The following is a 25,136-nucleotide window of genomic DNA, read 5'->3' as shown; positions in this document are numbered from 1 at the left end:
GATCGAGGTAAGTTAGATTATCTAACGATTTCAGCGCCATTGGGTCGAAGGCTGCAAAAACACCTCAGATCCGATCGCGTCAATTTTTTGCGGCAGCCACCGCTCTCGCTGCCCCCGATGCCGCGAGGATGCCCGCCCGGACCGACCGCACCGGGCGATGCGCGACCCTGGCGGCACGGGCCGGGAGCGGCGGACGGCGGCGCCCCTGCGGGCTCAGATCCCCGTTTCGGGCTCCGCTTCAGGCCCTCGTATCAGGCCTTCGCCGCCTTCTCGCGCGCCTTGGCGGCGTTCCACAGCGCGTCCATCTCGGCCAGGTCGCTGTCTTCGGGGCGCCGCCCGGTTTCGGCCAGCGCGGCCTCGATCGCGCCGAAGCGGCGGGTGAACTTCGCATTGGCCCGGCGCAGCGCCGCCTCGGGATCGACCTTCAGGTGCCGCGCGAGGTTGGCCATCACGAACAGCAGGTCGCCCATCTCCTCCTCGACCTCGTCCTGGGTCAGGGTGTCGCGCGCCTCGACCACCTCGCGCGATTCCTCGGCGATCTTGTCCAGCACCTCGGTGGCCGAGGGCCAGTCGAAGCCGACCCGCGCCGCGCGGTTCTGCAGCTTGACCGCCCGCAGCAGCGCCGGCAGCCCGACCGCCACCCCGTCCAGCACCCCGGTCTCGTCGCGGCCCGCGCGCTCGGCCGCCTTCACCGTCTCCCAGTCGCGGACCTGGTCGTCGGCGGATTTGGCGTTGCTCTCGTCGCCGAAGACATGGGGATGGCGCGTGACCATCTTGTCGGAAATCGCGCGAACGACATCGCCGAAACCGAAATGTCCGGCCTCCTCGGCCATGCGGGCGTGGAAGACCGACTGGAACAGCAGGTCGCCCAGCTCGCCCTTCAGCTCGTCCCAGGCCCGCCGCTCGATCGCGTCGGCGACCTCGTAGGCCTCCTCGATCGTGTAGGGGGCGATGGTCGCGAAATCCTGCGCGATGTCCCAGGGGCAGCCGGTGACGGGATCGCGCAGCCGTGCCATGATCTCGACCAGCCGCTCGATCCCGGCCTCGCCGTCCTGGATCAGCGCATCCGACCGCGCGCGGGTAAGGGTCATGGGGTGCCTCGCCGATGATCTTCGCCTTGCCGCGGGACTAGCAGCAATTCCGTGCGGAGACCACCATGCCCGTCCTCAACCGCATCGCCGAGTTCGGCCCCGAGATGACCGCCTGGCGCCGGCACCTGCATGCCCATCCCGAGCTGGGATTCGACTGCGGCGAGACCGCGGCCTTCATCGTCGCGCGGCTGCGCGAGATGGGGGTGGACGAGATCCACGAAGGCATCGGCCGCACCGGCGTCGTCGCGATCATCGAGGGGCAGGGCGGCCCGGGCGCCACGATCGGGCTGCGCGCCGACATGGACGCGCTGCCGATCACCGAGACGACGGGGCGCGACTATGCCTCGACCGTGCCGGGCCGGATGCATGCCTGCGGCCATGACGGCCATGTCACCATGCTGATGGGGGCGGCGAAATACCTGGCCGAGACGCGCCGCTTCTCGGGCCGGGTCGCGCTGATCTTCCAGCCGGCGGAAGAGGATGGCGGTGGCGGCCTCGCCATGGTGCAGGACGGCATGATGGAGCGGTTCGCCATCGGCGAGGTCTACGGCATCCACAACAGCCCCAACACGCCCTTCGGCCATTTCCACACCTCGCCCGGCGCGCTGATGGCGGCGGTCGACACGGTCTGGGTGCGGCTGACGGGGCGGGGCGGGCACGGCGCGACGCCGCATGACACGATCGACCCGATCCCGGCCGCGATCGGCATGATCGGCGCGCTGCAGACCGTGGTCAGCCGCAACCTCAACCCGATCGAGGAACTGGTGGTCTCGGTCACGCAGGTCCATGCCGGCACCGCCTCGAACATCATCCCCGAAGAGGCCTGGTTCTGCGCCACCGTGCGCAGCTTCACGCCTGAGGTGCGCGAGCTGGCCAAACGGCGCATCCACGAGATCGTCGAGGGCCATGCCGCGGCCTATGGCGTGACCGCCGCGATCGACTACGACTGGGGCTATCCGCCGACGGTGAACCACCCCGCACAGGCCGCCTTCGCCGCCGGCGTCGCGCGCGAGGTCTCGGGCGAGGCCGCGGTGGTGGACGACGCGCCCAAGGAGATGGGGGCCGAGGATTTCTCGTACATGCTCGAGGCGCGCCCCGGCGCCTACCTGTTCATGGGCACCGGCCCGGGCGCCGGGCTGCACCACCCGATGTTCGACTTCAACGACGAGGCCGCGCCCGTCGGCGCGAGCTTCTTCGCCCGGCTGGTCGAGCGCGCGCTGCCGCTCTGAGCCGCACGCGGGGCCCCCATTCGGGCCCCTGCGCGGACCCCGGGGCCGGGGCGACTCGGGCCCGGCGGCCGGGGCGCTCTGCCGGGGGCGGTTCGCGGGGGCGGCGGGGCGGCCGCGACCCCGTTTTGGCCCCGGCGCGACGCTGTGACGCGGGCCGCCGCGGCCCAACTTCGCGAAAATACTACTTTTGCGGCAATTTGCGTGGTCGAAAACCCATGATTTGATCGGTATCAAGGTCTCCGGGCGCCAGATGACGCATCTGCGCCCCGGAAGGCCCTTCGGACGGCCCATCGGAGTCGGGTCGGCAGACGGACCAGCAGCGGATCACCGGCCGCGGGGGCACCCCGGCGGCGATCCCCAGCCAGTGACGGCCAGGAGAAGACGATGGACTACGACAAGGCGCTCGACACCGCGATCCAGACCCTGCACGACGAGGGGCGCTATCGCACCTTCATCGACCTGGAACGCCGCAAGGGCGCCTATCCGACCGCGGTCTGGACCCGCCCGGACGGGTCCGAGGGCGAGGTGACGATCTGGTGCGGCAACGACTATCTGGGCATGGGCCAGCATCCCGCGGTGCTGGGCGCGATGCACGAGGCGCTGGACGCGACCGGCGCCGGATCGGGCGGCACGCGCAACATCTCGGGCACCACGGTCTACCACCGCCGGCTCGAGGCCGAGATCGCGGACCTGCATGGCAAGGAGGGCGCGCTGGTGTTCTCCTCGGCCTACATCGCCAATGACGCGACGCTCTCGACGCTGCCCAAGCTGTTCCCGGGGCTGGTGATCTATTCCGACGCGCTGAACCACGCGAGCATGATCGAGGGGATCCGCCGCTCGGGCGCGCCCAAGCGGATCTTCCGGCACAACGACCTCGAGCACCTGCGCGCGCTGCTGGCGGCCGACGACCCGGCCCTGCCCAAGCTGATCGCCTTCGAATCGATCTATTCGATGGATGGCGATTTCGGGAAGATCGAGGCGATCCTCGATCTGGCCGACGAATTCGGCGCGCTGACCTACATCGACGAGGTCCATGCCGTCGGCATGTACGGCCCGCGCGGCGGCGGCGTGGCCGAACGCGACGGGCTCGCCCACCGCATCGACCTGATCAACGGCACGCTCGGCAAGGCGTTCGGGGTCTTCGGCGGCTATGTCGCGGCCTCGGCGAAGATGATCGACGCGATCCGCTCCTATGCGCCCGGCTTCATCTTCACCACCTCGCTGCCGCCCGCCGTGGCGGCCGGCGCCGCGGCCTCGATCGCCTTCCTGAAGACCGAGGGCGGGCAGGCGCTGCGCGACGCGCAGCAGGCCAATGCCCGGGTGCTGAAGATGCGGCTGAAGGCGCTCGGCCTGCCGATCGACGACCACGGATCGCACATCGTGCCGGTCCATGTCGGCAACCCGGTCCACTGCAAGATGATCTCGGACATGCTGCTCGCCGATTACGGGATCTACGTGCAGCCGATCAACTTCCCGACAGTTCCGCGCGGAACCGAACGGCTGCGCTTTACCCCCTCGCCAGTGCATGACAGCAACAAGATATCGTACCTCGTCGCCGCGATGGACAAACTGTGGGCAAGTTGTGCGCTGAATCGTGCCGAGCTGTCGGCCTGATCTGATCTCGGGATGCAGAGGCCCTTGCCCTGTGCTAAGGGATTCTCAATAGGTCGAGCGAGACTGGCAAAAGTCGAATCGTCGATCGTTGGGGACAGTAGGGGCAGGCGCATGATCGGACGGAGGACCGCTCCTTCGACGCAGGAATCCGACAAGCCGAAGGGCTTCGACGGGTTCGAGCTGCGGCTCGGGGACGTGATGCGCGGAGAGCGGGCGACGCTCTCCAAATCGCTCCTCGACGTCCAGCGCGAGCTGAAGATCAAGGCCAGCTACATCGCCGCCATCGAGAATGCCGACATGGGCGCGTTCGAGACCCCCGGCTTCGTCGCGGGCTACGTGCGTTCCTATGCGCGCTACCTGAACATGGACCCGGAATGGGCCTTCGCGCGGTTCTGCGACGAGGCGGGCTATGAACCCGCCCACGGCCTGGCCGCCGCCGCCTCGGGTCCCAAGCCCGCCACGCCGCCCAAGGTGCAGAAATCGCGCCGCCCGGCCGATGGCGATCCGCTGGCCAATCCGAACGCGCTGTTCGTGCCGCGCGGCCGCTCGGCCTTTGCCCATGTCCGGCCCGGGGCCGTCGGCTCGATCCTGGTGCTGGCCGCGCTGGCGGGCGGGCTGGGCTATGGCGGCTGGATGGTGCTGCAGCAGATGCAGAAGGTCACGCTGGGCCCGGTCGAGACCGCGCCCGTGGTGGCCGAGCTCGACCCGCTTGACGGGGCCCGCTCGATGGGCGGCGGCGCCGAGACCGACCCGGTGCAGACCGCCGGCATGACCATGCCGCGCCCCGAGGTGCAGGACCGCGTCTGGCGGCCCGAAAGCCTCGACGTGCCGGTGATGGTGCCGCGCGACGGGCCGATCGCCTCGATCGATCCGCGCACCGTCGGCGCGCTGGCGGGTCTTGCCGCGACCCCGCAGCAGATGCCGGGCCAGAGCGGCGGCATCGACGCGGCCTTGGCCGAGGCGCTTGGCGCGCGGCCGGCCGAGGCGGCGCAGGGCGACGACCAGCAGTTCGCCATGAACGCCCCGCAACCGGGCGCGCAGGCAGCGGGTCAGGCCGGCGCGCAGCCGGGCACCGTGCGCACGCTCGCCGGGCCCGCGGCCCCGGTGCAGATCGTGGCCGTGCGCCCGTCCTGGGTCCGGGTCTCGGCCGCCGATGGCACCGTGCTGCTGGAAAAGATCCTCGAGGCCGGCGAACGCTATGCCGTGCCGCAGATGGAAGAGGCGCCGACGCTGCGCGCCGGCAACTCCGGCTCGGTCTACTTCGCCGTGAACGGCACCACCTACGGCCCGGCGGCGCCGGGCGCGCAGGTGGTCAAGAACGTCGCCCTGACGCCGGACGCGCTGAGCCAAAAATACGCGCTGGCCGACCTGTCGCAGGATCCCGACCTGGCGCGGATGACCAATGTCGCCGAGGCGCAGATCGCGCCGCAGCCGGCGCCGGGATCGCGCTGAGACCGGGCCGAGGCGGCGCCGGGACGGCGCGCGCGGGGGGCGCTGCCCCCCGGGCCCGGTCCGGGCCTCCCCCCCGGGATATTTGGACCAATGCGAAAGCGGTGCGGTTGCGGCTGTCACATCGGGGGCGTATCTAGGCGGTAATCCCCGGATGCGATCAGAGGAGCCCCCGATGTCGCTCAACCACGTCCGCCCCTGGAAGAACATCTACCGCCGCAAGTCGCGCCAGATCATGGTCGGCAACGTGGCCGTGGGCGGCGACGCGCCGATCTCGGTGCAGACCATGACCAACACCGACAGCGCCGACGTCAAGGCGACGCTTGCGCAGGTGATCCGCTGCGCCGACGTCGGCGCCGACATCGTGCGGATCTCGACCCCGGACGAGGCGGCGACCGCCGCGCTGAAGGAGATCTGCCGCGAAAGCCCGGTGCCGATCGTCGCCGACATCCATTTCCACTACAAGCGCGCGATCGAGGCCGCCGAGGCCGGCGCCGCCTGCCTGCGGATCAACCCCGGCAACATCGGCGACGCCAAGCGCGTGGCCGAGGTGGTGCGGGCCGCGAAGGACCACGGCTGCTCGATCCGGATCGGCGTCAACGCCGGCTCGCTCGAGCGTCACCTGCTGGAGAAATACGGCGAGCCGTGCCCCGACGCGATGGTCGAGAGCGGCATGGACCACATCAAGCTTTTGCAGGACAACGACTTCCACGAATTCAAGATCTCGGTGAAGGCCTCGGACGTGTTCTTGGCCGCCGCCGCCTACCAGGCGCTGGCCGAGGCGACGGACGCGCCGATCCACCTCGGGATCACCGAGGCCGGGGGGCGGGTGTCGGGCACGGTGAAATCCGCGATCGGTCTTGGCAACCTGCTGTGGATGGGGATCGGCGACACGCTGCGGGTGTCGCTGTCGACCGATCCCGAGGAAGAGGTGAAGGTCGGCTACGAGATCCTGAAGTCGCTGGGGCTGCGCCATCGCGGCGTCACCATCATCTCGTGCCCCAGCTGCGCGCGGCAGGGGTTCAACGTGATCGAGACCGTCGGCAAGCTCGAGGAGCGGCTGGCCCATGTGACCACCTCGATGTCGCTCTCGATCATCGGCTGCGTGGTCAACGGCCCGGGCGAGGCGCTGATGACCGACATCGGCTTCACCGGCGGCGGCGCCGGCGCGGGCATGGTCTATCTGGCCGGCAAGCAGGCGCACAAGATGTCGAACGAGCAGATGATCGACCACATCGTCGAGCTGGTCGAAGCCAAGGCCGAGGCGATCGAGGCCGAGGCTCGCACGGAATCCGACAGCGCTGTAACATCTGGTGAGCAGGCGAAAGCCTCTGTCTGATCAATGACTTGCGCGGCCCCGCCCCGGCGGGGCCGCTTCGGTTTGTGAGCGATTTCGGCAATCTGTCGCCACGTATCGCCGCCGCCTTCGAGCCCGTCGGGATCCGAATGGCAGGGTCCGGTGTTGTCTGTCCATCGCTGGAACGCACCGCCGTTCCGTTAGCCAGATGAGGACAACACGATGCTGAACTCGAAATTCATCGCCCTGACCGGTGCCGCCCTGATCGCCTCGACCGCCGCCTTCGCGCAGTCGACGACCGTGACGACCACGACCGACAACTCGGCCAAGGAAACCGGCGCCGCGGCCGGCTTCGTCGGCGGTGCCGCGACGGGTGCCGCGGTGGGTGGCCCGGTCGGCGCCGGCATCGGTGCGGTGGTTGGCGCCGTCGGCGGCTCGCTCGCCACGCCCTCGACCGAAGTGACGACCTATGTGCAGAAGAACCCGGTGCCGCCGGTGATGATCGATGGCGGCGTGCGCACCGGCGTCGTCGTGCCCGACACCGTCACCCTGACCCCGGTGCCGGAAGCCACGCAGTATTCCTACATCTACGTCGACGGTCAGCCGGTGCTGGTCGACAGCTCGAACCGCACCGTCGTGCGCGTGGTCAACTGATCCGCGGCACATCGACCGATCGGTTCGATGTGACTGGAAAAGGGGCTCCCTCGCGGGGCCCCTTTTTCTTGAGTTCTTGGATGAGTGATTATTTATATGCATATGATTGTTAGCTGAAATTCGTGTTTCATCGTGTGAAGGATTAGGGGCAATCGCATCACGGTGCCGGCATCTTCCCGCGGCGCGACGGAAATGCCCCGTGACCGCCGTCGCCAAGGCGGATAAGCCGGAGGGGACACCGCTGATCGGACCGCAATTGACCGTCTCGACTCGCCTGACTCCGCTTCGCCGACTGGGCCTTCTGATGACGGGGGCCGCGCTTGCGCTTGCGCTGGGCGGATGTGCCGGTGCGCCTTCGGCCACCCGCGCCGCGCCGGCGGCCGCGACCGGCGACGAGACGCCGCTGCCGCCGATGAAGCGCTTCACCGGGCCGGCGAACGAGCCCGCGACGCGGCGCAACGCCGAACTTGCGCGCGACTTCCTCGACCTGTCGTTCCAGATGGAGAGCGGCCGCGCGCTGCCGAAGCTGAGCCGCTTCGACGGGCCGGTGGCGCTGACGCTGACCGGCGCGGTGCCGCCGACCGCGGTGCAGGATGCGCGCGCGCTGGTCGCGCGTCTCGCGCAGGAGGCGAAGCTGCCGGTGCGGCTGGCCGACGGCGCGGCGCCGCCGCGCCCCGGCGAGGGGCTGGTGAATGTCGAGTTCCTGACCCGCGCCGAGATGCACAAACTGGTGCCCGAGGCCGCCTGCTTCGTGGTGCCGCGGATCTCGAGCTGGGCCGAATACCGCAAGGCGCGCCGGACCAAGGCGATGGACTGGGCCACGCTCGACGCGCGCAGCCATGCCGCGGTGTTCATCCCCGCCGACACCTCGCCGCAAGAGATCCGCGACTGCCTGCACGAAGAGGTCGCCCAGGCGATGGGGCCGCTCAACGATCTGTACCGGCTGCCGGATTCGGTGATGAACGACGACAATTTCGTCTCGGCGCTGACCGGCTTCGACATGGTGATGCTGCGGGTCTACAACGCGCCCGAGATGCGCAACGGCACCACCCGCGACCAGGCGGCGGCGCTGCTGCCGGGCCTGCTCGAGCGCGTGAACCCGCGCGGCGGCCGCGTCGCTCAGAGCGCGCCGGCGAAGGACACGCCCCGCGCCTGGATCGACGCGGTCGAGCGCGCGCTCGGCCCCGGCGTCTCGGCACACGGGCGGCTCGGCGCGGCCCGGCGCGCGGTCGAGATCTCGGAGCGGGAGCACTGGCGCGACGGGCGCGCGGGCTTCTCGTGGTTCATCCTCGGGCGCCTGAGCCTGAACGGCGACCTTGAAACCGCCTTCACCGCCTTCCTGCGCGCGGCGCTGATCTTCCGCTCGCAGCCGGGGATGGAGATCCAGGCGGCGCATGTCGACATGCAGCTGGCGGCCTTCGCGCTGTCGGCGGGCCAGGCCGAGGACACGCTGATCTTCGTCGACCGCTCGATCCCGGCGGCGCGCAACGCGCAGAACGCGGCGCTGCTGGCGACGCTGCTTTTGACGCGGGCCGAGGCGCTGGAGCTGCAGGGCAAGACCGCCGCCGCCCGGGCCGCGCGGCTGGACGGGCTTGGCTGGGCGCGCTATGGCTTCGGCTCGGATGACGAGGTGCGCCGGCGCGCGGCCGAGATCCACGCCCTGTCGCCGGCGGCGCAGATGAACCGGGCGGTGGTGGCCAGCCGCTGACGCCCCAAGGGCAGGGGTGGAGGGGACATGCTGAGCATCGCGGGGCTGGTGATCGGGGCGATCTGGGGCGGGCTGCGGGCGCGGGCCCGTGGCGGCTCGGGCTTCGACATCGCGCAATATGCCGCGGTGCACGGGCTCGGGCTCGCGATCCTCGGGCTGTTCGTGTCGATCGTCATCCTGCGCGCCGGCTGAGGGGGCCCTCCGCGATGTTCCTGCCGTTCCTTGCCAGCCTGCGCCGGAACGGGATCGCGGTGTCGCTGCGCGAATACCTCTCGTTCCTCGAGGCGATGGCGGCGCATCTCGTCACCTATGACGCCGAGGGGTTCTATTACCTCGCCCGCGCGACGCTGGTGAAGGACGAGCGCGCGATCGACCGGTTCGACCGCGCCTTCGCCGAAAGCTTCGGCGGGCTCGACGCGATCACGCCCGAGGCGCTGGTCGCGGCGCTGGACCTGCCCGAGGACTGGCTGCGCAAGCTGGCCGAGAAGACGCTGACCGACGAGGAGAAGGCCGCGATCGCGGCGACCGGCAGCTTCGAGCAGCTGATGGAGACGCTGAAGCGGCGGCTGGCCGAGCAGAAGGCGCGCCACCAGGGCGGCTCGAAATGGGTGGGCACGGCCGGCACCTCGCCCTTCGGCGCCCATGGCTACAACCCCGAGGGCGTCCGGATCGGCCAGGACGACAGCCGCCACCGCCGCGCGGTCAAGGTCTGGGACCGGCGCGAGTTCCGCGACTTCGACGACCGGGTCGAGCTGGGCACGCGCAACATCAAGGTGGCGCTGAAGCGGCTGCGGCGATGGGCGCGCGACGGCGCCCGCGAGGAGCTGGACCTGCCCGGCACGATCCGCGCCACCGCCGAGCACGGCTTTCTCGACGTGCAGACCCGGCCCGAGCGGCGCAACGCGGTGAAGATCCTGCTGCTGCTCGACGTCGGCGGCTCGATGGACGACCACGTCCGCCTGGTCGAGGAGCTCTTCTCCGCCGCGCGCGCCGAGTTCCGGCACCTCGAGCATTTCTACTTCCACAACTGCGTCTACGAGGGTCTCTGGCGCGACAACCGGCGCCGGCGCGACGCGGTGGTGCCCACGGCCGAGCTGCTGCGCACCTACGGTGCCGACTGGCGGCTGATCCTGGTGGGCGATGCGGCGATGAGCCCCTACGAGCTGGTGCAGCCGGGCGGCGCCAACGAGCACTGGAACCCCGAGGCCGGGCAGGTCTGGCTGGAGCGCCTGCGCGCCGCCTGGCCCGCGCATGCCTGGTTGAACCCGGTGCGACAGGAGCACTGGCGCCATGCCCAGACCACGGCGATGATCCGCCAGATCTTCGAGGGGCGGATGTATCCCCTGACGCTCGAGGGCCTGACCGCCGCGACGAAGGCGCTGGGTTAGGGGGCTCCGCCCCCGGCTTCTGGCGAAGCCTCCCCCGGGATATTTGGACAAAGTCGATGGTGATCTCGACTTTGTCCAAATATCCCGGGGGGAGCGCGGCACGCGCGGGGGGCGGAGCCCCCGCTTTCTTTACCGCGCCGGGGCTTGCGGAGCGCGGGGGCGATGCCGGATAAAGGGGCCGATCAAACCCCCAGCCGGACACCATGACCGACACCGTTCTCGACTTCGCCTTCTGGTCCACCGCCGCCGTGATCCTCGTGCTGCTCGCAGCCTCGGCCTTCTTCTCGGGATCGGAGACGGCGCTCACCGCGGCCTCGCGCGGCAAGCTGCGGACACGGGCGGACAAGGGCGAGGCGGGGGCGGCGGCCGCGCTGGAGGTCACCGAGGACAGCGAGCGGCTGATCGGCTCGATCCTTCTGGGCAACAACGTCGTCAACATCCTGTCGACCTCGCTTGCCACGGCGCTGCTGACGCGGGTCTTCGGGCAATCCGGGGTCGCGGTCGCGACGCTGGTGATGACGCTGATGGTGCTGATCTTCTCGGAGGTGCTGCCCAAGACCTATGCGATCACCCAGCCCGAGACGCTGGCGAGCCGGGTCGCGCGGCCGGTGAAGCTGTTCGTCGTGCTGCTGTCGCCGATCGTGTCGGTGGTGCGGGTGATCGTGCGCGGCATCCTCTACCTGTTCGGGGTGCGCACCGATCCGGGCCACATGCTGTCGATCCGCGACGAGATCGCGGGGGCGCTGGCGCTGGGGCAGAGCGAGGGCACGGTCGAGAAGGAGGACCGCGACCGGCTGCTGGGGGCGCTCGACCTGGCCGAGCGCACGGTCGAGGAGATCATGCTGCACCGCAGCCAGATCAAGATGATCGACGCCGAGGCGAGCCCGGCGGCGATCCTGTCGGCCGTGATCAACTCGCCCCACACCCGGCTGCCGCTGTACCGGGGCGAGCGCGAGAACATCATCGGCATCCTGCATTCCAAGGACCTGCTGCGCGCGGTCGAGAAGGTGCGCGATCCGCAGACGGGGCTTGCCCAGCTCAAGGAGCTCGACCTCGCCTCGGTGGCGATGCCGGCCTATTTCGTGCCCGAGACCACGCCGCTCGACGAGCAGATGCGCGCCTTCCTCAAGCGGCGCAGCCATTTCGCGCTGGTCGTCGACGAATACGGCGATCTCAAGGGGCTGATCACGCTCGAGGACATCATCGAGGAGATCGTGGGCGAGATCTCGGACGAGTTCGACCCCACGGTCGAGCATCCGATCAAGCCGATGCCCGAGGGCGACTTCCTTGTCGACGGCGCGATGACGATCCGCGACCTGAACCGGGCGATGGACTGGAACCTGCCCGACGAGGAGGCCAACACCGTGGCGGGCCTGGTGATCCACGAGGCGCAGACGATCCCTGCCGAGGGCCAGGTGTTCAGCTTCCACGGCTTCCGGTTCCAAGTGGTCAAGCGCGCCGAGAACCGGCTGGCGAAGCTGAAGATCCGGCCGCTCTGAGCCGGGGGGCGCATGAAAAGTGGCGCGCCGGCCAGGGGCCGACGCGCCGCGGGGTGCCGAATGGGCCGTCGGTGGGGCCGAAACCCTCCGACATCCCGATCTGTCGGGCGGCGGCGTCGCCGCCCGGTCTGTCTTGGTCGCCCGGGGCTCAGCCCACAGTCAGTTCAGGCGGTCAATTCAGGATCCCGTTGAGGATCCGGACCGCGCCGTCGAGGTCGCTGCGCTGGTCGCGGCGGTCGTAGTCGCTGTCGCGCTGCGCCTCGCGGTAGCCTTCGCGGTAGCCGCTGCGATAGGTGTCGCGGTAGTCGTCGCGACGGTCGTAGTGGTGATCCCGGTCGCGGCGGTACTCGCGGCGCACCTCGTCCTTCCAGGCATGGCCCGGCGGGCGGCAGCCGTTGTGCTTCTTGGCCAGGCCGGGCGGGCAGCCGTCGGCCTGGGCGGCAGTCGGGGCGACGATCGCAGCGCCGCCGGTCAGGGTGGCGGCGGCGAGAGCGATCGACAGCATCGGAACAGCGAAAATCTTGCGGTTCATGTCGTTTCTCCTTCGCATCTTGCGGGGACAACGCAGACATATGCGAACCGTTCCCGGCACCAAACCCGCCGCGTGCCGGGGATCGGGCCCGCCGGCAGGGCTTCGCTTATCGCGACACAACACCGCCGACGGCCTGTTACACGGCCTGGTGCGGCGCCGTCAGCCGCGGCCGCGACGCTCGAACCGCGGCAGCATCGCCGAGAAGTCGCGGCCGCGGCCGTCCTCGGTCTCGACGAAGGTCTCGTAGAGCCGGGCGGCGAGCGCACCCATCGGCGTGTCGGCATCCGCGCCCTCGGCCGCCTGCTGCGACAGGCGCAGGTCCTTCAGCATCAGCTCGGCCGCGAAGCCGGGGCGATAGCCGTTGTCGGCGGGGCTTTGCGGCCCGATGCCCGGTGCCGGGCAATAGGCGTTCATCGACCAGCTGTAGCCCGACGAGGTCGAGACCACGTCGAACATCTTCTGGCGGTCGAGCCCCAGCTTGTCGGCCAGCGCGAAGGCCTCGCAGGTGGCGATCATGGTGACGCCGAGGATCATGTTGTTGCAGATCTTCGCCGACTGCCCGGCGCCGGCGCCGCCGCAATGCACCGCCTTGCTGCCCATCACCGCGAGCAGCGGCGCCACGCGGGCGAAGGCCGGGTCGGGGCCGCCGACCATGAAGGTGAGCGTGCCCGCCGCCGCGCCGGTGATCCCGCCCGAGACCGGCGCGTCGAGCGCCGACAGCCCCGCCGCCTCGGCCTTTGCCGCCACGGCGCGGGCGCTGTCGACATCGACGGTCGAGCAGTCGAGCAGCACCGCGCCGGGGCTCATCGCCGGGATCAGCGCCGCCGCCGCGGCGCGCAGGATCGCGCCGTCGGGCAGCATGGTGATCACCACCTCGGCCCCGGTGACGGCGGCGGCCGCGTCGGCGGCCATGGCCACGCCTTCGGGCGGCGGCGCGACCGGGTCGAAGCCGGTCACCGCATGGCCGGCCGCGGCAAGGTTCGCCGCCATCGGCGCGCCCATGTTGCCCAGTCCGATGAACCCAATCTGCATCGCCGTCCTCCTTCGGCAGGGGGCGCCCGGATGGCTCAGCGGCCTCCCGCCGCCGGGGCCGGGGCGCCGAAATCGATGGGCGCGACCGTGAGTGGCGCGAGCAGGGCCGCGACCTCGGCCGTGCCGACGGCGCTGGCCCCGGGATGGCGCCAGCGCGGCTTGCGGTCCTTGTCGATCAGCTGCGCGCGCACGCCTTCGAGAAAGTCGCTGTCGGCCACCGCGCGCGAGGTCACCCGGAATTCGGCGTCGAGCGCGGTGCGGATGTCGGTGCCGCGCACCTGCCGCACCAGCGCCAGCGTCGTGGCCATCGACAGCGGCGACTGGCGCGACAGCGTGGCCAGCGTCGCGGCGGCGAAATCGCCCGGCTCGGCGGCGAGGGCCGCGAGGATCGCGGGCAGATCGGGCAGGGCGAAGATGCGGTCGATCACCGCGCGATGCGCGGCGATGGCCGGGGCATCGACGGGTTCGGGGCCAGCGTCTGGGGCGGGGCCGGCTTCGGGGTCCGGCAGGCCGGCGATCTCGCCCGTGGCCTCGAGCCGGGCGATGAGCGCGGGCCAGTCGGCCTCGGGGATCAGCCGGTCGGCGAAGCCCGCGAGGATCGCCTCGGCCCCGCTCATCCGCGCGCCGGTCAGGCCATAGTATTCGCCAAGCCGCCCCGGGGCGCGCGACAGCAGCCACGATCCGCCGACATCGGGCACGAGGCCGATGCCGGTCTCGGGCATCGCCACCTGCGTCGTGGTGCCGACGATGCGCAGCCCGGCATGGCCGCCGATGCCGACGCCGCCGCCCATCACGAAGCCCTGCATGAAGGCGACGATGGGCTTGGGAAATTCGGCGATCTTCGCGTTCATCCGGTATTCGTCGCGCCAGAACGCTTGCGAGGTCGCGACATCGCCCGCCCGCCCCGCGTGCCAGAGCGCCGCGACATCGCCGCCGGCGCAGAAGGCGCGCTCGCCCTCGGCGGTGATCACCACCAGCCCGACGGCCGGGTCGGCGGCGAAGGCGTCGAGCGCGGCCTCGAGCGCCAGCGCCATCGCATGGTCGAGCGCGTTCAGCGCCTTGGGCCGGTTCAGGTGGATGCGGCCCGCGCGGCCGATGACCCGGGCCTCGATCGCGTCGCTGCTCACGCCGCCTCCTTCAGAAGCTCGCGGCTGACGATCAGCCGCATGATCTCGTTCGTGCCCTCGAGGATCTGGTGCACGCGAAGGTCGCGGACAAGCTTCTCGATCCCGAAATCGGCGAGATAGCCGTAGCCGCCGTGCAGCTGCAGGCACTGGTTGGCGATGTCGAAGGCGGCGTCGGTGACGAAAAGCTTGGCCATGGCGCAGGCCTTGGTCGCGTCGGGCGCGCGGGTGTCGAGCTTCCAAGCCGCCTGGCGCAGGAAGATCCGCGCGGCCTGCAGGCGGGTCTCCATCTCGGCCAGGCGGAACTGCAGGGCCTGGAATTCGGTCAGGCTGCGGCCGAAGGCCTGGCGGTCGCGCATGTAGCGCAGCGTCGCGTCAAGCGCGCCCTGCGCCGCGCCGAGCGCGCAGGCCGAGATGTTCAGCCGCCCGCCGTCCAGCCCCTCCATCGCGTAGACGAAGCCGCGGCCCTCGTCGCCCAGCAGCGCGTCGGCGCCGAGGCGGCAGTCGTCGAAGATCACCGAGCGGGTGGGCTGGGCGCGCCAGCCCATCTTGTCCTCGAGCCCGCCGAAGGACAGGCCGGGGGCCCCCGCGGGCACCAGCAGCGCCGAGATCCCGCCCGCGCCGGCGCCGCCGGTGCGCACCATCGCGACGTAAAGGTCGGAATAGCCGCCGCCCGAGATGAAGGCCTTGGTGCCGGTCAGCGAATAGCCGTCGTCGCGGCGGTCGGCCCGGGTGCGCAGCGCCGCCGCGTCCGAGCCCGAGCCGGGTTCGGTCAGGCAGTACGAGGCGACGGTCTCCATCGCGCAGAGGCGCGGCAGCAGGTCGGCGCGCTGCGCCGGGCTGCCGTGGCGGTCGATCATGCCCGCGCACATGTTGTGGATCGACAGGAAGGCCGCGGTGGCCGGGCAGGCCATCGACAGCGCCTCGAACACCAGCGTCCCGTCCAGCCGCCCGAGGCCCGAGCCGCCGGCCTCCTCGGCGACGTAGAGCCCGCCGAGGCCAAGCTCCGCCAGATCGGGCCACAGCTCGCGCGGGATGGTTCCGGCGGCTTCCCAGGCGCGGGCATGGGGGGCGATCCGGTCCTGTCCGAAGCCGCGCGCCATGTCGAAGATCGCCTGCTGCTCGTCCCCGAGTGCGAAATCCATGAGCCGGGCCTCCCTCCCGCTGCCAGATGGAGCGAGCCTATTGGCTGGGCGGCGCCGCGCAACGGGGCGCGGCGCGCGTCGTGGCGTCGTGGCGCGGTGCCGTGGCGTCCCGAAGGGCCGCGCCGGCCTGCGCGCCGCGGGGGCAGTCGTCTGCCGCAGACATCCAGGGCGCAGTCGTCCGGGGGGTGGGGGCGGCCCGGCGGGGGTCGCCCCGCCAGGCCGCGCCCCGGTCGTGTCAGTCCATCGCCTGGAAGTTCAGCGCCGCGCCTTCCTTGATGCCCGAGGGCCAGCGCGAGGTGATGGTCTTGGTGCGGGTGTAGAAGCGGAAGGCGTCGGGCCCGTGCTGGTTCAGGTCGCCGAAGGCCGACTTCTTCCAGCCGCCGAAGGTGTGGTAGGCCAGCGGCACCGGGATCGGCACGTTGATTCCGATCATGCCCACGTTCACGCGCGCCGCGAAGTCGCGCGCGGTGTCGCCGTCGCGGGTGAAGATCGCGGTGCCGTTGCCGTATTCGTGGTCCATCGCCAGGCCCAGCGCCTCTTCGTAGCTTTTGGCGCGCACGGTCGACAGCACCGGCCCGAAGATCTCCTTGCGGTAGATGTCCATGTCGGGGGTGACGTTGTCGAAGAGGTGGGGGCCGACGAAGAAGCCCTCCTCGTAGCCCTGCAGGCTGAAGTCGCGGCCGTCGACGACCAGGGTCGCGCCCTGCTCGACGCCCGATTCCACCAGCTTGAGGATGTTGGCCTTGGCCGCGCCGGTGACCACGGGGCCGTAGTCGATGTCGTTGCCGGCGGTGTAGGGGCCGACCTTCAGCTTCTCGATCCGCGGGATCAGCTTCTCGATCAGCTTGTCGGCGGTGGCGTCACCGACCGGCACCGCGACCGAGATCGCCATGCACCGCTCGCCCGCCGCGCCGTAGCCCGCGCCGACCAGCGCGTCCGCCGCCTGGTCCATGTCGGCGTCGGGCATGATGATCATGTGGTTCTTCGCGCCGCCGAAGCACTGCACGCGCTTGCCGTTGGCGCAGCCGCGTTCGTAGATGTAGGCTGCGATCGGGGTCGAGCCGACGAAGCCCACGGCGCCGATCTGCTCGTTGTCGAGGATCGCGTCCACGGCTTCCTTGTCGCCGTTGACGACCTGCAGCACGCCGTCGGGCAGGCCCGCTTCCTTGAAGATCTCGGCCAGCATCAGCGGCACGCTCGGCGCGCGCTCGGACGGCTTGAGGATGAAGGCGTTGCCGCAGGCCAGCGCCGGGCCCATCTTCCACAGCGGGATCATCGCCGGGAAGTTGAAGGGCGTGATGCCCGCGGCCACGCCGACCGGCTGGCGCATCGAGTACATGTCGATCCCCGGGCCGGCCGAGTCGGTGAACTCGCCCTTCAGCAGGTGCGGGGTGCCGATGCAGAACTCGATCACCTCGAGCCCGCGCTGGATGTCGCCCTTGGCGTCGGGGATGGTCTTGCCGTGTTCGCGCGACAGCGCCTCGGCCAGCTTCTCCATGTCGCGGTTCAGCAGGTCGACGACCTTCATCATCACCCGGGCCCGGCGCTGCGGGTTGGTGGCGCCCCATTTCGGCTGCGCGGCGGCGGCGCTGGCCACGGCCGCCGCGAGTTCCGCGGCCGAGGCCAGCGGCACGCGCGCCTGCACTTCGCCCGTCGCCGGGTTGAAGACGTCGGCGAAACGGCCCGACGTGCCCTTGACGTGCTTGCCGTCGATCCAGTGGGTGAGTTCTTGCATCGGCTCCTCCGGTCTTCCTGTGGTCTTGCTGTGGTCTTGCTGTGGTCGTCCTGCGGTCTGCCGCCGTCATCGGGGGCAGCGGGATGCCGGGACCCTAGCCTTGCGTTTTTGCGCGCGCCAGCGTCAACTTCCCAAAACCATCTTGCATAAATGCAAAGCTAAGGGGGTGGCATGAACTGGGACGACATCCGGGTGTTCCTGGCGGTGGGCCGGGCCGAGAGCCTGTCGGGCGCGGGCCGCGGGCTGCGGCTGGACGCGGCGACGGTGGCGCGGCGCGTCGCGCGGCTGGAGGAAGGCTGCGGGCAGGTGCTGTTCCTGAAGTCGCCGCAGGGCTACCGGCTGACCGAGGCGGGGGCGCGGCTGATGCCGCATGCCGAGGCGGCCGAGCGGGCGATGGCGGCGGGGGCCGAGGATCTGGCGGGGCAGGCCTCGGGGCTGACGGGGCAGATCCGGCTGGGGGCGCCGGACGGCTGCGCGAACTATCTGCTGCCGCAGGTGACGGCGGCGATCTGCGACGCGAACCCGGGGCTCGAGGTGCAGATCGTGGCGCTGCCGCGGGTGTTCAACCTGTCGCGGCGCGAGGCGGACATGGCGATCGCGGTCAGCCAGCCGACCGGCGGGCGGCAGCTGGTGCAGAAGCTGGCCGACTACCGGCTGAGCCTGGTGGCCGACGAGGGCTATCTCGCGCGCCACCCGCCGATCCGCACGCCCGAGGACGTGAACGGCCACCGGGTGGTGGGCTACATCCCCGACATGATCTTCGACAAGGAGCTGGACTATCTGGCCGAGATCGGCGGCGGCGGGGTGCCGCTGGCGTCGAACTCGGTCGCGGTGCAGCTGATGTGGCTGCGCGCGGGGGCGGGCGTGGGGGTGGTGCACGACTTCGCCATGCCCTTCGCGCCGGGCCTGCGCCGGGTGCTGACGGCCGAGGTGTCGCTGTCGCGCGCCTTCTGGCTGATCCGCCATGCCGACGACCGCCGGTCGGACCGGATGACGCGCTTTGCCGAGGCGCTGGTCGGCGGGGTGCGGCGCGAGGTGGCGCGGCTCGAGGCGCTGGCGGCGGCGCAGTAGCGGTTAGGCGGTTGTTAGCCCGGGACATGCTTTGGTCGCAGGACGCTTGACAGGCCGGGGGGTGCGGGCGGACCCTCGACCCCGGAGGAATGCAGAGCGTGAGGAGGACGCGATGCTGGTGCAGCAGATTCTGAAGGGCAAGACCGACGATGGCGTCGTCACCGTGGCGCCGGGCTGGAACCTGAACGCGGTGGCCGAGGTGCTGTCGGCGCGCAAGATCGGCGCGGTGATCGTCAGCCGCGACGGGCGGGTGCCGATGGGCATCGTGTCCGAGCGCGACATCGTGCGCGAGCTGGGGCGGCGCGGGGCGATCTGCCTCAACGACCCGGTCGAGAAGGTGATGACCAGCAAGCTGGTGACCTGCGGCTGCTCGGACGACGCGGTGGACGTGCTGGAACGGATGACCGAGGGGCGGTTCCGCCACATGCCGGTGATGGAGGGCGAGGAGATGATCGGCCTGATCTCGATCGGCGACGTCGTCAAGGCGCGCCTGGCCGAGCTGGCGATGGAGCGCGAGGCGCTGGAAGGCATGATCATGGGCAATTGAGCGGCCTGCGGGCGAGAGGGGGCGCCGCCCCCTCGGACCTGCGGTCCTCACCCCCGGGATATTTGGGCAAAGTCGAGGAGGCGGCCGAAGCAGGGTCTGTCCTGCGCCCCGAGACCTGTCGTGGCGGCTTGCCATGGGAAGTGTCGTGGCGTCGGGGGCTTGCATTCCCCGGCGCAATAATGTTGCGTGCAGTCAGCCCCGGGGCCGGGGACCCGGGCGGGAGGTCCGGTGCGGCCCCCCGAGGAGGACGGCATGCGCATCGGACTTTATCCCGGCACCTTCGACCCGGTCACGCTCGGCCATATCGACATCATCGAGCGCGCGGCGCGGCTGGTCGACCGGCTGGTGATCGGCGTCGCCATCAACCGCGACAAGGGGCCGCTGTTCACGCTCGAGGAGCGGGTGGCGCTGATCGAGGCCGAGATCGCGCCGATCATCGCCGCGAGCGGCGCCGAGATCGTCGTGCATCCGTTCGAGAACCTGCTGATCGACTGCGCCCGCGACGTCGGCGCCGGCATGATCATCCGCGGCCTGCGCGCGGTGGCGGATTTCGAATACGAATTCCAGATGGTCGGCATGAACCGCGCGCTCGACAGCTCGATCGAGACGGTGTTCCTGATGGCCGATGCCCGGCGCCAGGCGATCGCCTCGAAGCTGGTCAAGGAGATCTGCCGGCTGAATGGCGATGTCTCGCGCTTCGTGCCGCCGGCCGTGGCCGAGGCGCTGGCGGCCCGGCTGCGCGGCTGATCCGCCCCGATCCGCTGATCGCAGGCCAGTCGCCGCAGGGGAGCGGGCCGGGCGGTCAGCCCCGGCCCTGCGCGCCCTCGGCCGGTTCGCGGGGACGCGCCGCCCCGGCATCGGCCGGGATGTCCTCATCCACCGCCATGGCGCCGGTCGCGGGCTGCGACACCGTGGTCTCCGGGGGCGCCTCGGCCACCGGCTCCGGCGGCGCGGATACCATGTCAGGCTGGGTGCCAGGCTCCGGCTGGGGCGCGGCGGCGGGCTTCTGGCCGGCGCGCAGGCGCTCGGCGAGGTCGGCCGCCACCTTCGGCTCGGACTGCATCGCGCGGCGCGCGGCCTCGACCGCGGCCTGGGCATCGCTGCCGAACAGCTCGGGGTCGAGCTTCACCCCCCGCCGCGCCGCGCCGTCGATCACCGCCTGCCGGATCGGGGCCGAGGAATTCAGCAGCTTGCGGAACCGCAGCTCGTCGAGCGCGAGGAGCGTGCAATGGGTGATCGCCACCACCTGCGTGCGCCGCCGCGCCCGCGCCAACAGCGCGAGCTGGCCGAACATCTCGCCGCGGCCAAGCCGGATGCGGTGCACCGCCGTCTGCACCTCGACCGCGCCCGAGGCGATGAACCAGACCTGCTTCGGCTGGCTGTCGCGCGGCAGCACCACCTGGCCCGGGCGGGCGTAGATCGTGCGCAGGCGCCGCGCCAGCATCTTGCGCTTGCCCTCGTCGAGATCGGTGAAAAGCGGGAATTCCTTGACGATGTCGGACCGGCGCAGCTTGAGGTCGAGCGAGGGCCGCAGCGCGTTGGCGGCGCGGCGGTCGGCGATCTCTTCGCCCAGGGTCTTGCGCAGCTCGGGCCCGATCAGGCCGTCGTCGGTCAGCGCGTCGTATTCCCGTTCCTCGAGCTGCAGCGTCGTGCGGCGGATCAGCCGGCGCTCCATCTCCTCGGCGTAGCCGGGGAACTGCAGGCGCAGGCCCTCGAGCTCTTTCTGCACCTCTTCGGCCCGGCGCTCGAGCAGCTCGTGCAGCAGCTCGCCGACGCGGCGGCCGTGGATGCGCCGGATGCGGTCGTCGATGAAGCCGTGCAGCTGCGGCAGGATCATCGCGATCGTCACCAGCATCTCGAACCGTTCCTCGGTGATGCGGGCGAGCGGGCGGTCATAGCCCAGCGACAGGTGCATCCAGTTCGCCACCCGCCAGCGCCGCCCCGCCGAGAGGTTGCGCCGCGCCGCCGCCCGGTAGGCGGTGCGCCCGCCGGCCCGCGTCGCCTCGATGATGCGGTCGGCATCGGCCAGCAGCCGCTCGGCCAGGTCGGGGGCGATGACCTGGGCGCGGAACTCCTCGAGGATCAGGTCCCGCTCGCGCCCGGCGAGCGCCACGAGCCCCAGGGTGATGCGGTCGCGGTCGAGGATCGCCTCGGCCTCGTCGGCCTTCGACACCGCGGTGTCGAGCCGCTCGCCGAAGCGCTTGGCCTCGTCGCGCACCACCTCGCGGGCGAGGCCGAAGTCGCGGGCGGTCTCGGCCACCTCCTCGCGCACCGATTGCAGCGCGACGGCGAGAACCTGGTTGCCGAGCGCGGCATCGAGCGGCGAGAGCCGGTCGAGCCCCAGATAGCCGATCACCCGGCGCAGCGTGCCGCCCTGCACGATCAGCGTGAAAAGGGTGAAGCCGGTGGCGAGCACGCCCACGGTCTGCTTGATGTCGGGCGGAACGAAGCGGTTTTCCGTGACCGCCAGCGCCAGCGCCAGCGTCACCGCGCCGCGCAGGCCGCCCCAGAGGATCGCGGTGCGATAGGGCGTCTCGACCCGGGGCGAGAGCTTGAGCGCGGTCAGGAGCGGCAGCACCCCGAACAGGATCAGCGCCCGCGCCGCGATCGCCGCGACCACGACGACGATGACCAGCAGCAGGTCGTAGAAGGTGGTGTTGGCCAGAAGCCGCGGGATCAGCAGCGCGGCCAGCACGAAGATCAGCGACCCCGCCCAATGCGCGAGCAGGTCCCAGGTTTCGCGCAGCTGGCCGTTCAGCTCGGGGCCGAGCCGCCCGGGCCCGTGCAGGTTCAGCGACAGCCCCGCCACCACTACCGCGACCACGCCCGAGGCCGACAGTTCCTCGGCGCCGATGTAGGTCAGGTAGGGCAGCGCGACCGAGATCGAGATCTGGCCCAGCGGATGGGCTGGCATCCGGGCGACGATCTCGACCGTGGCGCGGCCGATCAGGGCGCCGACGACGGCGCCCGCGCCGACGATCCAGGGAAAGCGCGCGAGGCCCGCGACGATGTCGGGGTCCTTGTTGCCGATGGTGACGAAGCCCAGCAGCAGCGTGAACAGCGCGATGGCGGCGGCGTCGTTCAGCAGGCTTTCGCCCTCGACGATCCGGGCGAGCCGGATCGGCGCCGGTGTCGAGCGGAAGATCGAGACCACGGCCGAGGGATCGGTGGTCGACACGATCGCGCCGATCAGCAGGCAGGCGGCAAGCGGCAGGCCGGCGAAGGGGAAGAGGGCAAAGCCGATGGCCAGCATCGCCACCACCACGGCCAGCACCGCCAGCACCAGGATCGGCACCCAGTCGTCCAGCATCCGGCGGATGTTCAGCCCCAGCGACACCTGGAACACCAGCATCGGCAGGAAGATGTACATGAAGATCGACGACCGGATCGGCAGGTTCAGGATCGCCAGCGCGATCGGGTTGAACGCGTCGGTGATGTCGGTCCGCCACAGGAAGGTGGCGCCGCCGCCGATCAGGATCCCCATCGTGGCGAGGATCACGGTGTAGGGCAGGCCGAGACGGTCCGCCAACGGCTCGGACAGCCCGATGACGAGGAACAGCAGCGCGATGAGGGCGACGACGATGGCGATATCCATGGCTCACACCTAAACCGGGGCGCGGGCCAAGGGAACAAAGCGCGTGGTAATTTCGCGTTACCGGTCGGTAACATAGCGCCGGTCCGGCGGGGCCGGGCCGGCGCGGTTTCGCCAGTGGCGCCGCTTACAGCAGCTTGCCCATCGCGACGGCGGTGTCGCCCATCCGGTTCGAGAAGCCCCACTCGTTGTCATACCAGGTCAGGATGCGCACGAAGGTGCCCTCCATGACCTTGGTCTGGTCCAGCGCGAAGGTCGAGGAATGCGGGTCGTGGTTGAAGTCGATCGAGACGTTGGGCCGCGCGGTATAGCCCAGGATCCCCTTCAGCGGGCCGTCGGCGGCCTTGACGATCGCGGCGTTGATCTCTTCGACCGTGGTCGGGCGCGCGGCCTCGAAGGTCAGGTCGACGACCGAGACGTTGGGGGTGGGCACCCGGATCGCCACGCCGTCGAGCTTGCCCTTCAGTTCCGGCAGCACCAGGCCCACGGCCTTGGCGGCGCCGGTCGAGGTCGGGATCATCGACATCGCCGCGGCGCGGGCGCGGTAGAGATCCTTGTGCATCGTGTCCAGCGTCGGCTGGTCGCCGGTATAGCTGTGGATCGTGGTCATGAAGCCCTTCACGATCCCGATCTCGTCGTTCAGGACCTTGGCGACCGGCGACAGGCAGTTGGTGGTGCAGCTGGCGTTCGACACGACAAGGTCGTCCCTGGTCAGCGTGCCGTGGTTCACCCCGTAGACGATGGTCTTGTCGGCGCCGCCCGAGGGGGCCGAGACCAGCACCCGCTTCGAGCCGTTCTGCAGGTGGATCTGCGCCTTGTCCTTGTCGGTGAAGATGCCGGTGCATTCCAGCGCGATGTCGACATCGCCCCAGGGCAGCTCGGCGGGGTTGCGGATCGCGGTGACCCGGATCGGGCCGCGGCCGACGTCGATCCAGTCGTCGCCGGTCGTCACCTCGCCCGGGAAGCGGCCGTGGACCGAGTCGAACCGGATCAGGTGGGCGTTGGTCTCGACCGGGCCGAGGTCGTTGATCGCCACCACCTCGATGTCGGTCCGCCCCGATTCCACGATCGCGCGCAGCACGTTGCGCCCGATCCGCCCGAATCCGTTGATCGCTACCTTGACCGTCATGCCTCTCTCCTCTGGCTCGCGCCCGAGTCCCCCCGCAGGGGGCTCCCACTCGGGCTGTTGGCGCTAACATCGCGAAAGCGCCCGGAAGGTCAACGGCAACCTAGCCCCGTCAGCGCCAGAATTCGAGCCAGTCGATGAGTTTGAAGAGATATCGCAGCAGCAGAAGCGGAAGACCCCCGCCGAAGGCGAGGGCATCCAGGACGAAGATCGCGACGATGATCGCGCCGACCCAGATGGCGACGCGGTCCGTCATGGCCGCGTCTCCGGGGTCGGGCGGGTCAGTTCAGCAGCAGCCGGCCCATCGCGGCCGAGACGTCGGCCATCCGGCACGAGAAGCCCCATTCGTTGTCGTACCAGGCGAGCACGCGCACGGTGCGCCCGCCGATCACCTTGGTCTGGTCGGGGGCGAAGATAGACGAGAACGGGGTGTGGTTGAAGTCGATCGAGACCTTGGGCTCGGGGTCATAGGCCAGCACCTGACCCATCGGGCCGGCGACGGCCTCGCGGATGACCTCGTTCACGTCGGCGACGGTGACGTCGCGCTTGGCCTCGAAGGTCAGGTCCACGGCCGAGACGTTCGGCGTCGGCACCCGGATCGCCGAGCCGTCGAGACGGCCCTTCAGCTCGGGCAGGACCTCGCCGATGGCCTTGGCGGCGCCGGTCGAGGTCGGGATCATCGCCATGGCGGCGGCGCGGGCGCGGTAGAGGTCGCTGTGGCGACGGTCGAGCGTCGGCTGGTCGCCGGTGTAGCTGTGGATCGTGGTCATGATCCCGCGCTCGATCCCGATGGTGTCGTTGAGCACCTTGGCCAGCGGCGCGAGGCAGTTGGTGGTGCACGACCCGTTCGAGACGATCTTGTGGTCCAGCGTCAGGTCGCGGTGGTTGACGCCGTAGACGATGGTCGCGTCGACGTTCTTGGCCGGGGCCGAGATCAGCACGCGCTTGGCGCCGCGCTCAAGGTGCACGGCCGATTTCAGCCCGTCGTTGAACTTGCCGGTGCATTCCAGGACGATGTCGACGCCGTCCCAGTCCAGCTCCTTCGGCTCGTAGGTCGACATGACCTCGATCGGGCCCTGGCCCAGGTCCATCGTGTTGCCCGAGACGCGGATCTGGCCCGGGAAGCGGCCGTGGACGCTGTCGTATTTCAGCAGGTGGGCGTTGGTCTCGATCGGGCCGGTGGCGTTGATCTTGACGACCTGCACGTCGTTGCGCGCGGCTTCGGCGATGTGGGCGAGCGTGCAGCGGCCGATGCGGCCAAATCCGTTGATGCCGAGGGTGATGGTCATGGATCGCTCCTGAA

The 25,136-nt window shown here is 70.5% G+C and carries 22 protein-coding genes; 12 read left to right on the top strand and 10 right to left on the bottom strand.

Features of this window, described 5'->3' with window-relative positions:
- Positions 1-251: 251 nt before the first annotated feature.
- Positions 252-1,091: a nucleoside triphosphate pyrophosphohydrolase gene (gene mazG / locus V8J39_RS03805; protein WP_336459528.1), complete on the bottom strand. Its 840-nt coding sequence runs from the start codon at positions 1,089-1,091 to the stop codon at positions 252-254.
- A gap of 65 nt (positions 1,092-1,156) precedes the next feature.
- Here mazG and V8J39_RS03800 point away from each other — a divergent pair, with 65 nt between their 5' ends.
- The 9 genes from V8J39_RS03800 (at position 1,157) to V8J39_RS03760 (ending at position 11,929) form a co-directional block, all read left to right on the top strand.
- Positions 1,157-2,320 (top strand): M20 aminoacylase family protein, encoded by a 1,164-nt coding sequence (locus tag V8J39_RS03800; protein ID WP_336459527.1) that lies wholly within the window; start codon positions 1,157-1,159, stop codon positions 2,318-2,320.
- Between the two features lie 384 nt (positions 2,321-2,704).
- Positions 2,705-3,934 (top strand): 5-aminolevulinate synthase, encoded by a 1,230-nt coding sequence (hemA, locus tag V8J39_RS03795; RefSeq protein ID WP_336459526.1) that lies wholly within the window; start codon positions 2,705-2,707, stop codon positions 3,932-3,934.
- A gap of 111 nt (positions 3,935-4,045) precedes the next feature.
- Entirely contained in the window at positions 4,046-5,386 is a 1,341-nt protein-coding gene (locus V8J39_RS03790) for a helix-turn-helix domain-containing protein (RefSeq protein WP_336459525.1), read from the top strand.
- A gap of 172 nt (positions 5,387-5,558) precedes the next feature.
- Entirely contained in the window at positions 5,559-6,722 is a 1,164-nt protein-coding gene (gene ispG, locus V8J39_RS03785; protein WP_336459524.1) for a flavodoxin-dependent (E)-4-hydroxy-3-methylbut-2-enyl-diphosphate synthase, read from the top strand.
- A 180-nt stretch (positions 6,723-6,902) separates the two neighbouring features.
- Complete coding sequence (locus V8J39_RS03780; RefSeq protein WP_336459523.1) at positions 6,903-7,334, top strand: DUF1236 domain-containing protein; 432 nt, start codon at positions 6,903-6,905, stop codon at positions 7,332-7,334.
- 304 nt (positions 7,335-7,638) lie between these two features.
- Positions 7,639-9,042 (top strand): DUF2927 domain-containing protein, encoded by a 1,404-nt coding sequence (locus tag V8J39_RS03775; RefSeq protein WP_336459522.1) that lies wholly within the window; start codon positions 7,639-7,641, stop codon positions 9,040-9,042.
- Positions 9,043-9,069: 27 nt separating this feature from the next.
- A complete protein-coding gene (locus tag V8J39_RS03770; protein ID WP_336459521.1) occupies positions 9,070-9,234 on the top strand; it encodes a hypothetical protein in 165 nt (54 codons plus the stop codon).
- Between the two features lie 14 nt (positions 9,235-9,248).
- On the top strand, positions 9,249-10,430 hold the full coding sequence (locus V8J39_RS03765) for a vWA domain-containing protein (RefSeq protein WP_336459520.1): 1,182 nt from the start codon (positions 9,249-9,251) through the stop codon (positions 10,428-10,430).
- A gap of 203 nt (positions 10,431-10,633) precedes the next feature.
- Positions 10,634-11,929 (top strand): HlyC/CorC family transporter, encoded by a 1,296-nt coding sequence (locus tag V8J39_RS03760; RefSeq protein WP_336459519.1) that lies wholly within the window; start codon positions 10,634-10,636, stop codon positions 11,927-11,929.
- A gap of 172 nt (positions 11,930-12,101) precedes the next feature.
- Here V8J39_RS03760 and V8J39_RS03755 read toward each other — a convergent pair whose 3' ends face one another.
- From V8J39_RS03755 to V8J39_RS03735, 5 genes are all read right to left on the bottom strand, one after another.
- A complete protein-coding gene (locus V8J39_RS03755; RefSeq protein ID WP_336459518.1) occupies positions 12,102-12,461 on the bottom strand; it encodes a hypothetical protein in 360 nt (119 codons plus the stop codon).
- A gap of 159 nt (positions 12,462-12,620) precedes the next feature.
- Positions 12,621-13,493, bottom strand: coding sequence for a 3-hydroxyisobutyrate dehydrogenase (mmsB, locus tag V8J39_RS03750; protein ID WP_336459517.1), 873 nt, complete (start codon positions 13,491-13,493; stop codon positions 12,621-12,623).
- 35 nt (positions 13,494-13,528) lie between these two features.
- On the bottom strand, positions 13,529-14,620 hold the full coding sequence (locus V8J39_RS03745; protein WP_336459516.1) for a 3-hydroxyisobutyryl-CoA hydrolase: 1,092 nt from the start codon (positions 14,618-14,620) through the stop codon (positions 13,529-13,531).
- The gene (locus V8J39_RS03740; RefSeq protein WP_336459515.1) at positions 14,617-15,762 is read right to left on the bottom strand and encodes an acyl-CoA dehydrogenase family protein; all 1,146 of its coding nucleotides are present in this window, start codon (positions 15,760-15,762) and stop codon (positions 14,617-14,619) included. The genes V8J39_RS03745 and V8J39_RS03740 overlap by 4 nt, the downstream gene beginning before the upstream one ends.
- 235 nt (positions 15,763-15,997) lie before the next feature.
- Positions 15,998-17,497 (bottom strand): CoA-acylating methylmalonate-semialdehyde dehydrogenase, encoded by a 1,500-nt coding sequence (locus V8J39_RS03735; RefSeq protein WP_336459514.1) that lies wholly within the window; start codon positions 17,495-17,497, stop codon positions 15,998-16,000.
- Between the two features lie 171 nt (positions 17,498-17,668).
- Here V8J39_RS03735 and V8J39_RS03730 point away from each other — a divergent pair, with 171 nt between their 5' ends.
- From V8J39_RS03730 to coaD, 3 genes are all read left to right on the top strand, one after another.
- Entirely contained in the window at positions 17,669-18,568 is a 900-nt protein-coding gene (locus V8J39_RS03730; RefSeq protein WP_336459513.1) for a LysR family transcriptional regulator, read from the top strand.
- 112 nt (positions 18,569-18,680) lie between these two features.
- Positions 18,681-19,115, top strand: a complete 435-nt coding sequence (locus V8J39_RS03725; protein WP_336459512.1) for a CBS domain-containing protein — start codon at positions 18,681-18,683, stop codon at positions 19,113-19,115.
- A gap of 252 nt (positions 19,116-19,367) precedes the next feature.
- Complete coding sequence (coaD, locus tag V8J39_RS03720) at positions 19,368-19,862, top strand: pantetheine-phosphate adenylyltransferase (RefSeq protein ID WP_336459511.1); 495 nt, start codon at positions 19,368-19,370, stop codon at positions 19,860-19,862.
- A 55-nt stretch (positions 19,863-19,917) separates the two neighbouring features.
- Here coaD and V8J39_RS03715 read toward each other — a convergent pair whose 3' ends face one another.
- The 4 genes from V8J39_RS03715 to gap (V8J39_RS03700) all read right to left on the bottom strand — a co-directional run bounded on the left by V8J39_RS03715 (position 19,918) and on the right by gap (V8J39_RS03700) (position 25,122).
- Positions 19,918-22,710: a cation:proton antiporter gene (locus V8J39_RS03715; RefSeq protein ID WP_336459510.1), complete on the bottom strand. Its 2,793-nt coding sequence runs from the start codon at positions 22,708-22,710 to the stop codon at positions 19,918-19,920.
- Between the two features lie 124 nt (positions 22,711-22,834).
- Positions 22,835-23,836, bottom strand: a complete 1,002-nt coding sequence (gap, locus tag V8J39_RS03710; protein ID WP_336459509.1) for a type I glyceraldehyde-3-phosphate dehydrogenase — start codon at positions 23,834-23,836, stop codon at positions 22,835-22,837.
- A 109-nt stretch (positions 23,837-23,945) separates the two neighbouring features.
- A complete protein-coding gene (locus V8J39_RS03705; RefSeq protein ID WP_336459508.1) occupies positions 23,946-24,089 on the bottom strand; it encodes a hypothetical protein in 144 nt (47 codons plus the stop codon).
- A 25-nt stretch (positions 24,090-24,114) separates the two neighbouring features.
- Positions 24,115-25,122 (bottom strand): type I glyceraldehyde-3-phosphate dehydrogenase, encoded by a 1,008-nt coding sequence (gene gap, locus V8J39_RS03700; protein ID WP_336459507.1) that lies wholly within the window; start codon positions 25,120-25,122, stop codon positions 24,115-24,117.
- Between the last annotated feature and the right edge of the window lie 14 nt (positions 25,123-25,136).

The sequence above is a fragment of the Frigidibacter sp. MR17.24 genome, from assembly GCF_037095655.1.
Lineage (GTDB): Bacteria > Pseudomonadota > Alphaproteobacteria > Rhodobacterales > Rhodobacteraceae > Frigidibacter.
This window is presented reverse-complemented; position numbering and strand designations above follow the sequence as displayed.

Coding starts and splice junctions, on each gene's coding strand:
- mazG (WP_336459528.1), bottom strand. CDS start 1,091: ATGACCCTTACCCGCGCGCGGTCGGATGCGCTGATCCAGGACGGCGAG.
- V8J39_RS03800 (WP_336459527.1), top strand. CDS start 1,157: ATGCCCGTCCTCAACCGCATCGCCGAGTTCGGCCCCGAGATGACCGCC.
- hemA (WP_336459526.1), top strand. CDS start 2,705: ATGGACTACGACAAGGCGCTCGACACCGCGATCCAGACCCTGCACGAC.
- V8J39_RS03790 (WP_336459525.1), top strand. CDS start 4,046: ATGATCGGACGGAGGACCGCTCCTTCGACGCAGGAATCCGACAAGCCG.
- ispG (WP_336459524.1), top strand. CDS start 5,559: ATGTCGCTCAACCACGTCCGCCCCTGGAAGAACATCTACCGCCGCAAG.
- V8J39_RS03780 (WP_336459523.1), top strand. CDS start 6,903: ATGCTGAACTCGAAATTCATCGCCCTGACCGGTGCCGCCCTGATCGCC.
- V8J39_RS03775 (WP_336459522.1), top strand. CDS start 7,639: ATGACGGGGGCCGCGCTTGCGCTTGCGCTGGGCGGATGTGCCGGTGCG.
- V8J39_RS03770 (WP_336459521.1), top strand. CDS start 9,070: ATGCTGAGCATCGCGGGGCTGGTGATCGGGGCGATCTGGGGCGGGCTG.
- V8J39_RS03765 (WP_336459520.1), top strand. CDS start 9,249: ATGTTCCTGCCGTTCCTTGCCAGCCTGCGCCGGAACGGGATCGCGGTG.
- V8J39_RS03760 (WP_336459519.1), top strand. CDS start 10,634: ATGACCGACACCGTTCTCGACTTCGCCTTCTGGTCCACCGCCGCCGTG.
- V8J39_RS03755 (WP_336459518.1), bottom strand. CDS start 12,461: ATGAACCGCAAGATTTTCGCTGTTCCGATGCTGTCGATCGCTCTCGCC.
- mmsB (WP_336459517.1), bottom strand. CDS start 13,493: ATGCAGATTGGGTTCATCGGACTGGGCAACATGGGCGCGCCGATGGCG.
- V8J39_RS03740 (WP_336459515.1), bottom strand. CDS start 15,762: ATGGATTTCGCACTCGGGGACGAGCAGCAGGCGATCTTCGACATGGCG.
- V8J39_RS03735 (WP_336459514.1), bottom strand. CDS start 17,497: ATGCAAGAACTCACCCACTGGATCGACGGCAAGCACGTCAAGGGCACG.
- V8J39_RS03730 (WP_336459513.1), top strand. CDS start 17,669: ATGAACTGGGACGACATCCGGGTGTTCCTGGCGGTGGGCCGGGCCGAG.
- V8J39_RS03725 (WP_336459512.1), top strand. CDS start 18,681: ATGCTGGTGCAGCAGATTCTGAAGGGCAAGACCGACGATGGCGTCGTC.
- coaD (WP_336459511.1), top strand. CDS start 19,368: ATGCGCATCGGACTTTATCCCGGCACCTTCGACCCGGTCACGCTCGGC.
- V8J39_RS03715 (WP_336459510.1), bottom strand. CDS start 22,710: ATGGATATCGCCATCGTCGTCGCCCTCATCGCGCTGCTGTTCCTCGTC.
- gap (WP_336459509.1), bottom strand. CDS start 23,836: ATGACGGTCAAGGTAGCGATCAACGGATTCGGGCGGATCGGGCGCAAC.
- V8J39_RS03705 (WP_336459508.1), bottom strand. CDS start 24,089: ATGACGGACCGCGTCGCCATCTGGGTCGGCGCGATCATCGTCGCGATC.
- gap (WP_336459507.1), bottom strand. CDS start 25,122: ATGACCATCACCCTCGGCATCAACGGATTTGGCCGCATCGGCCGCTGC.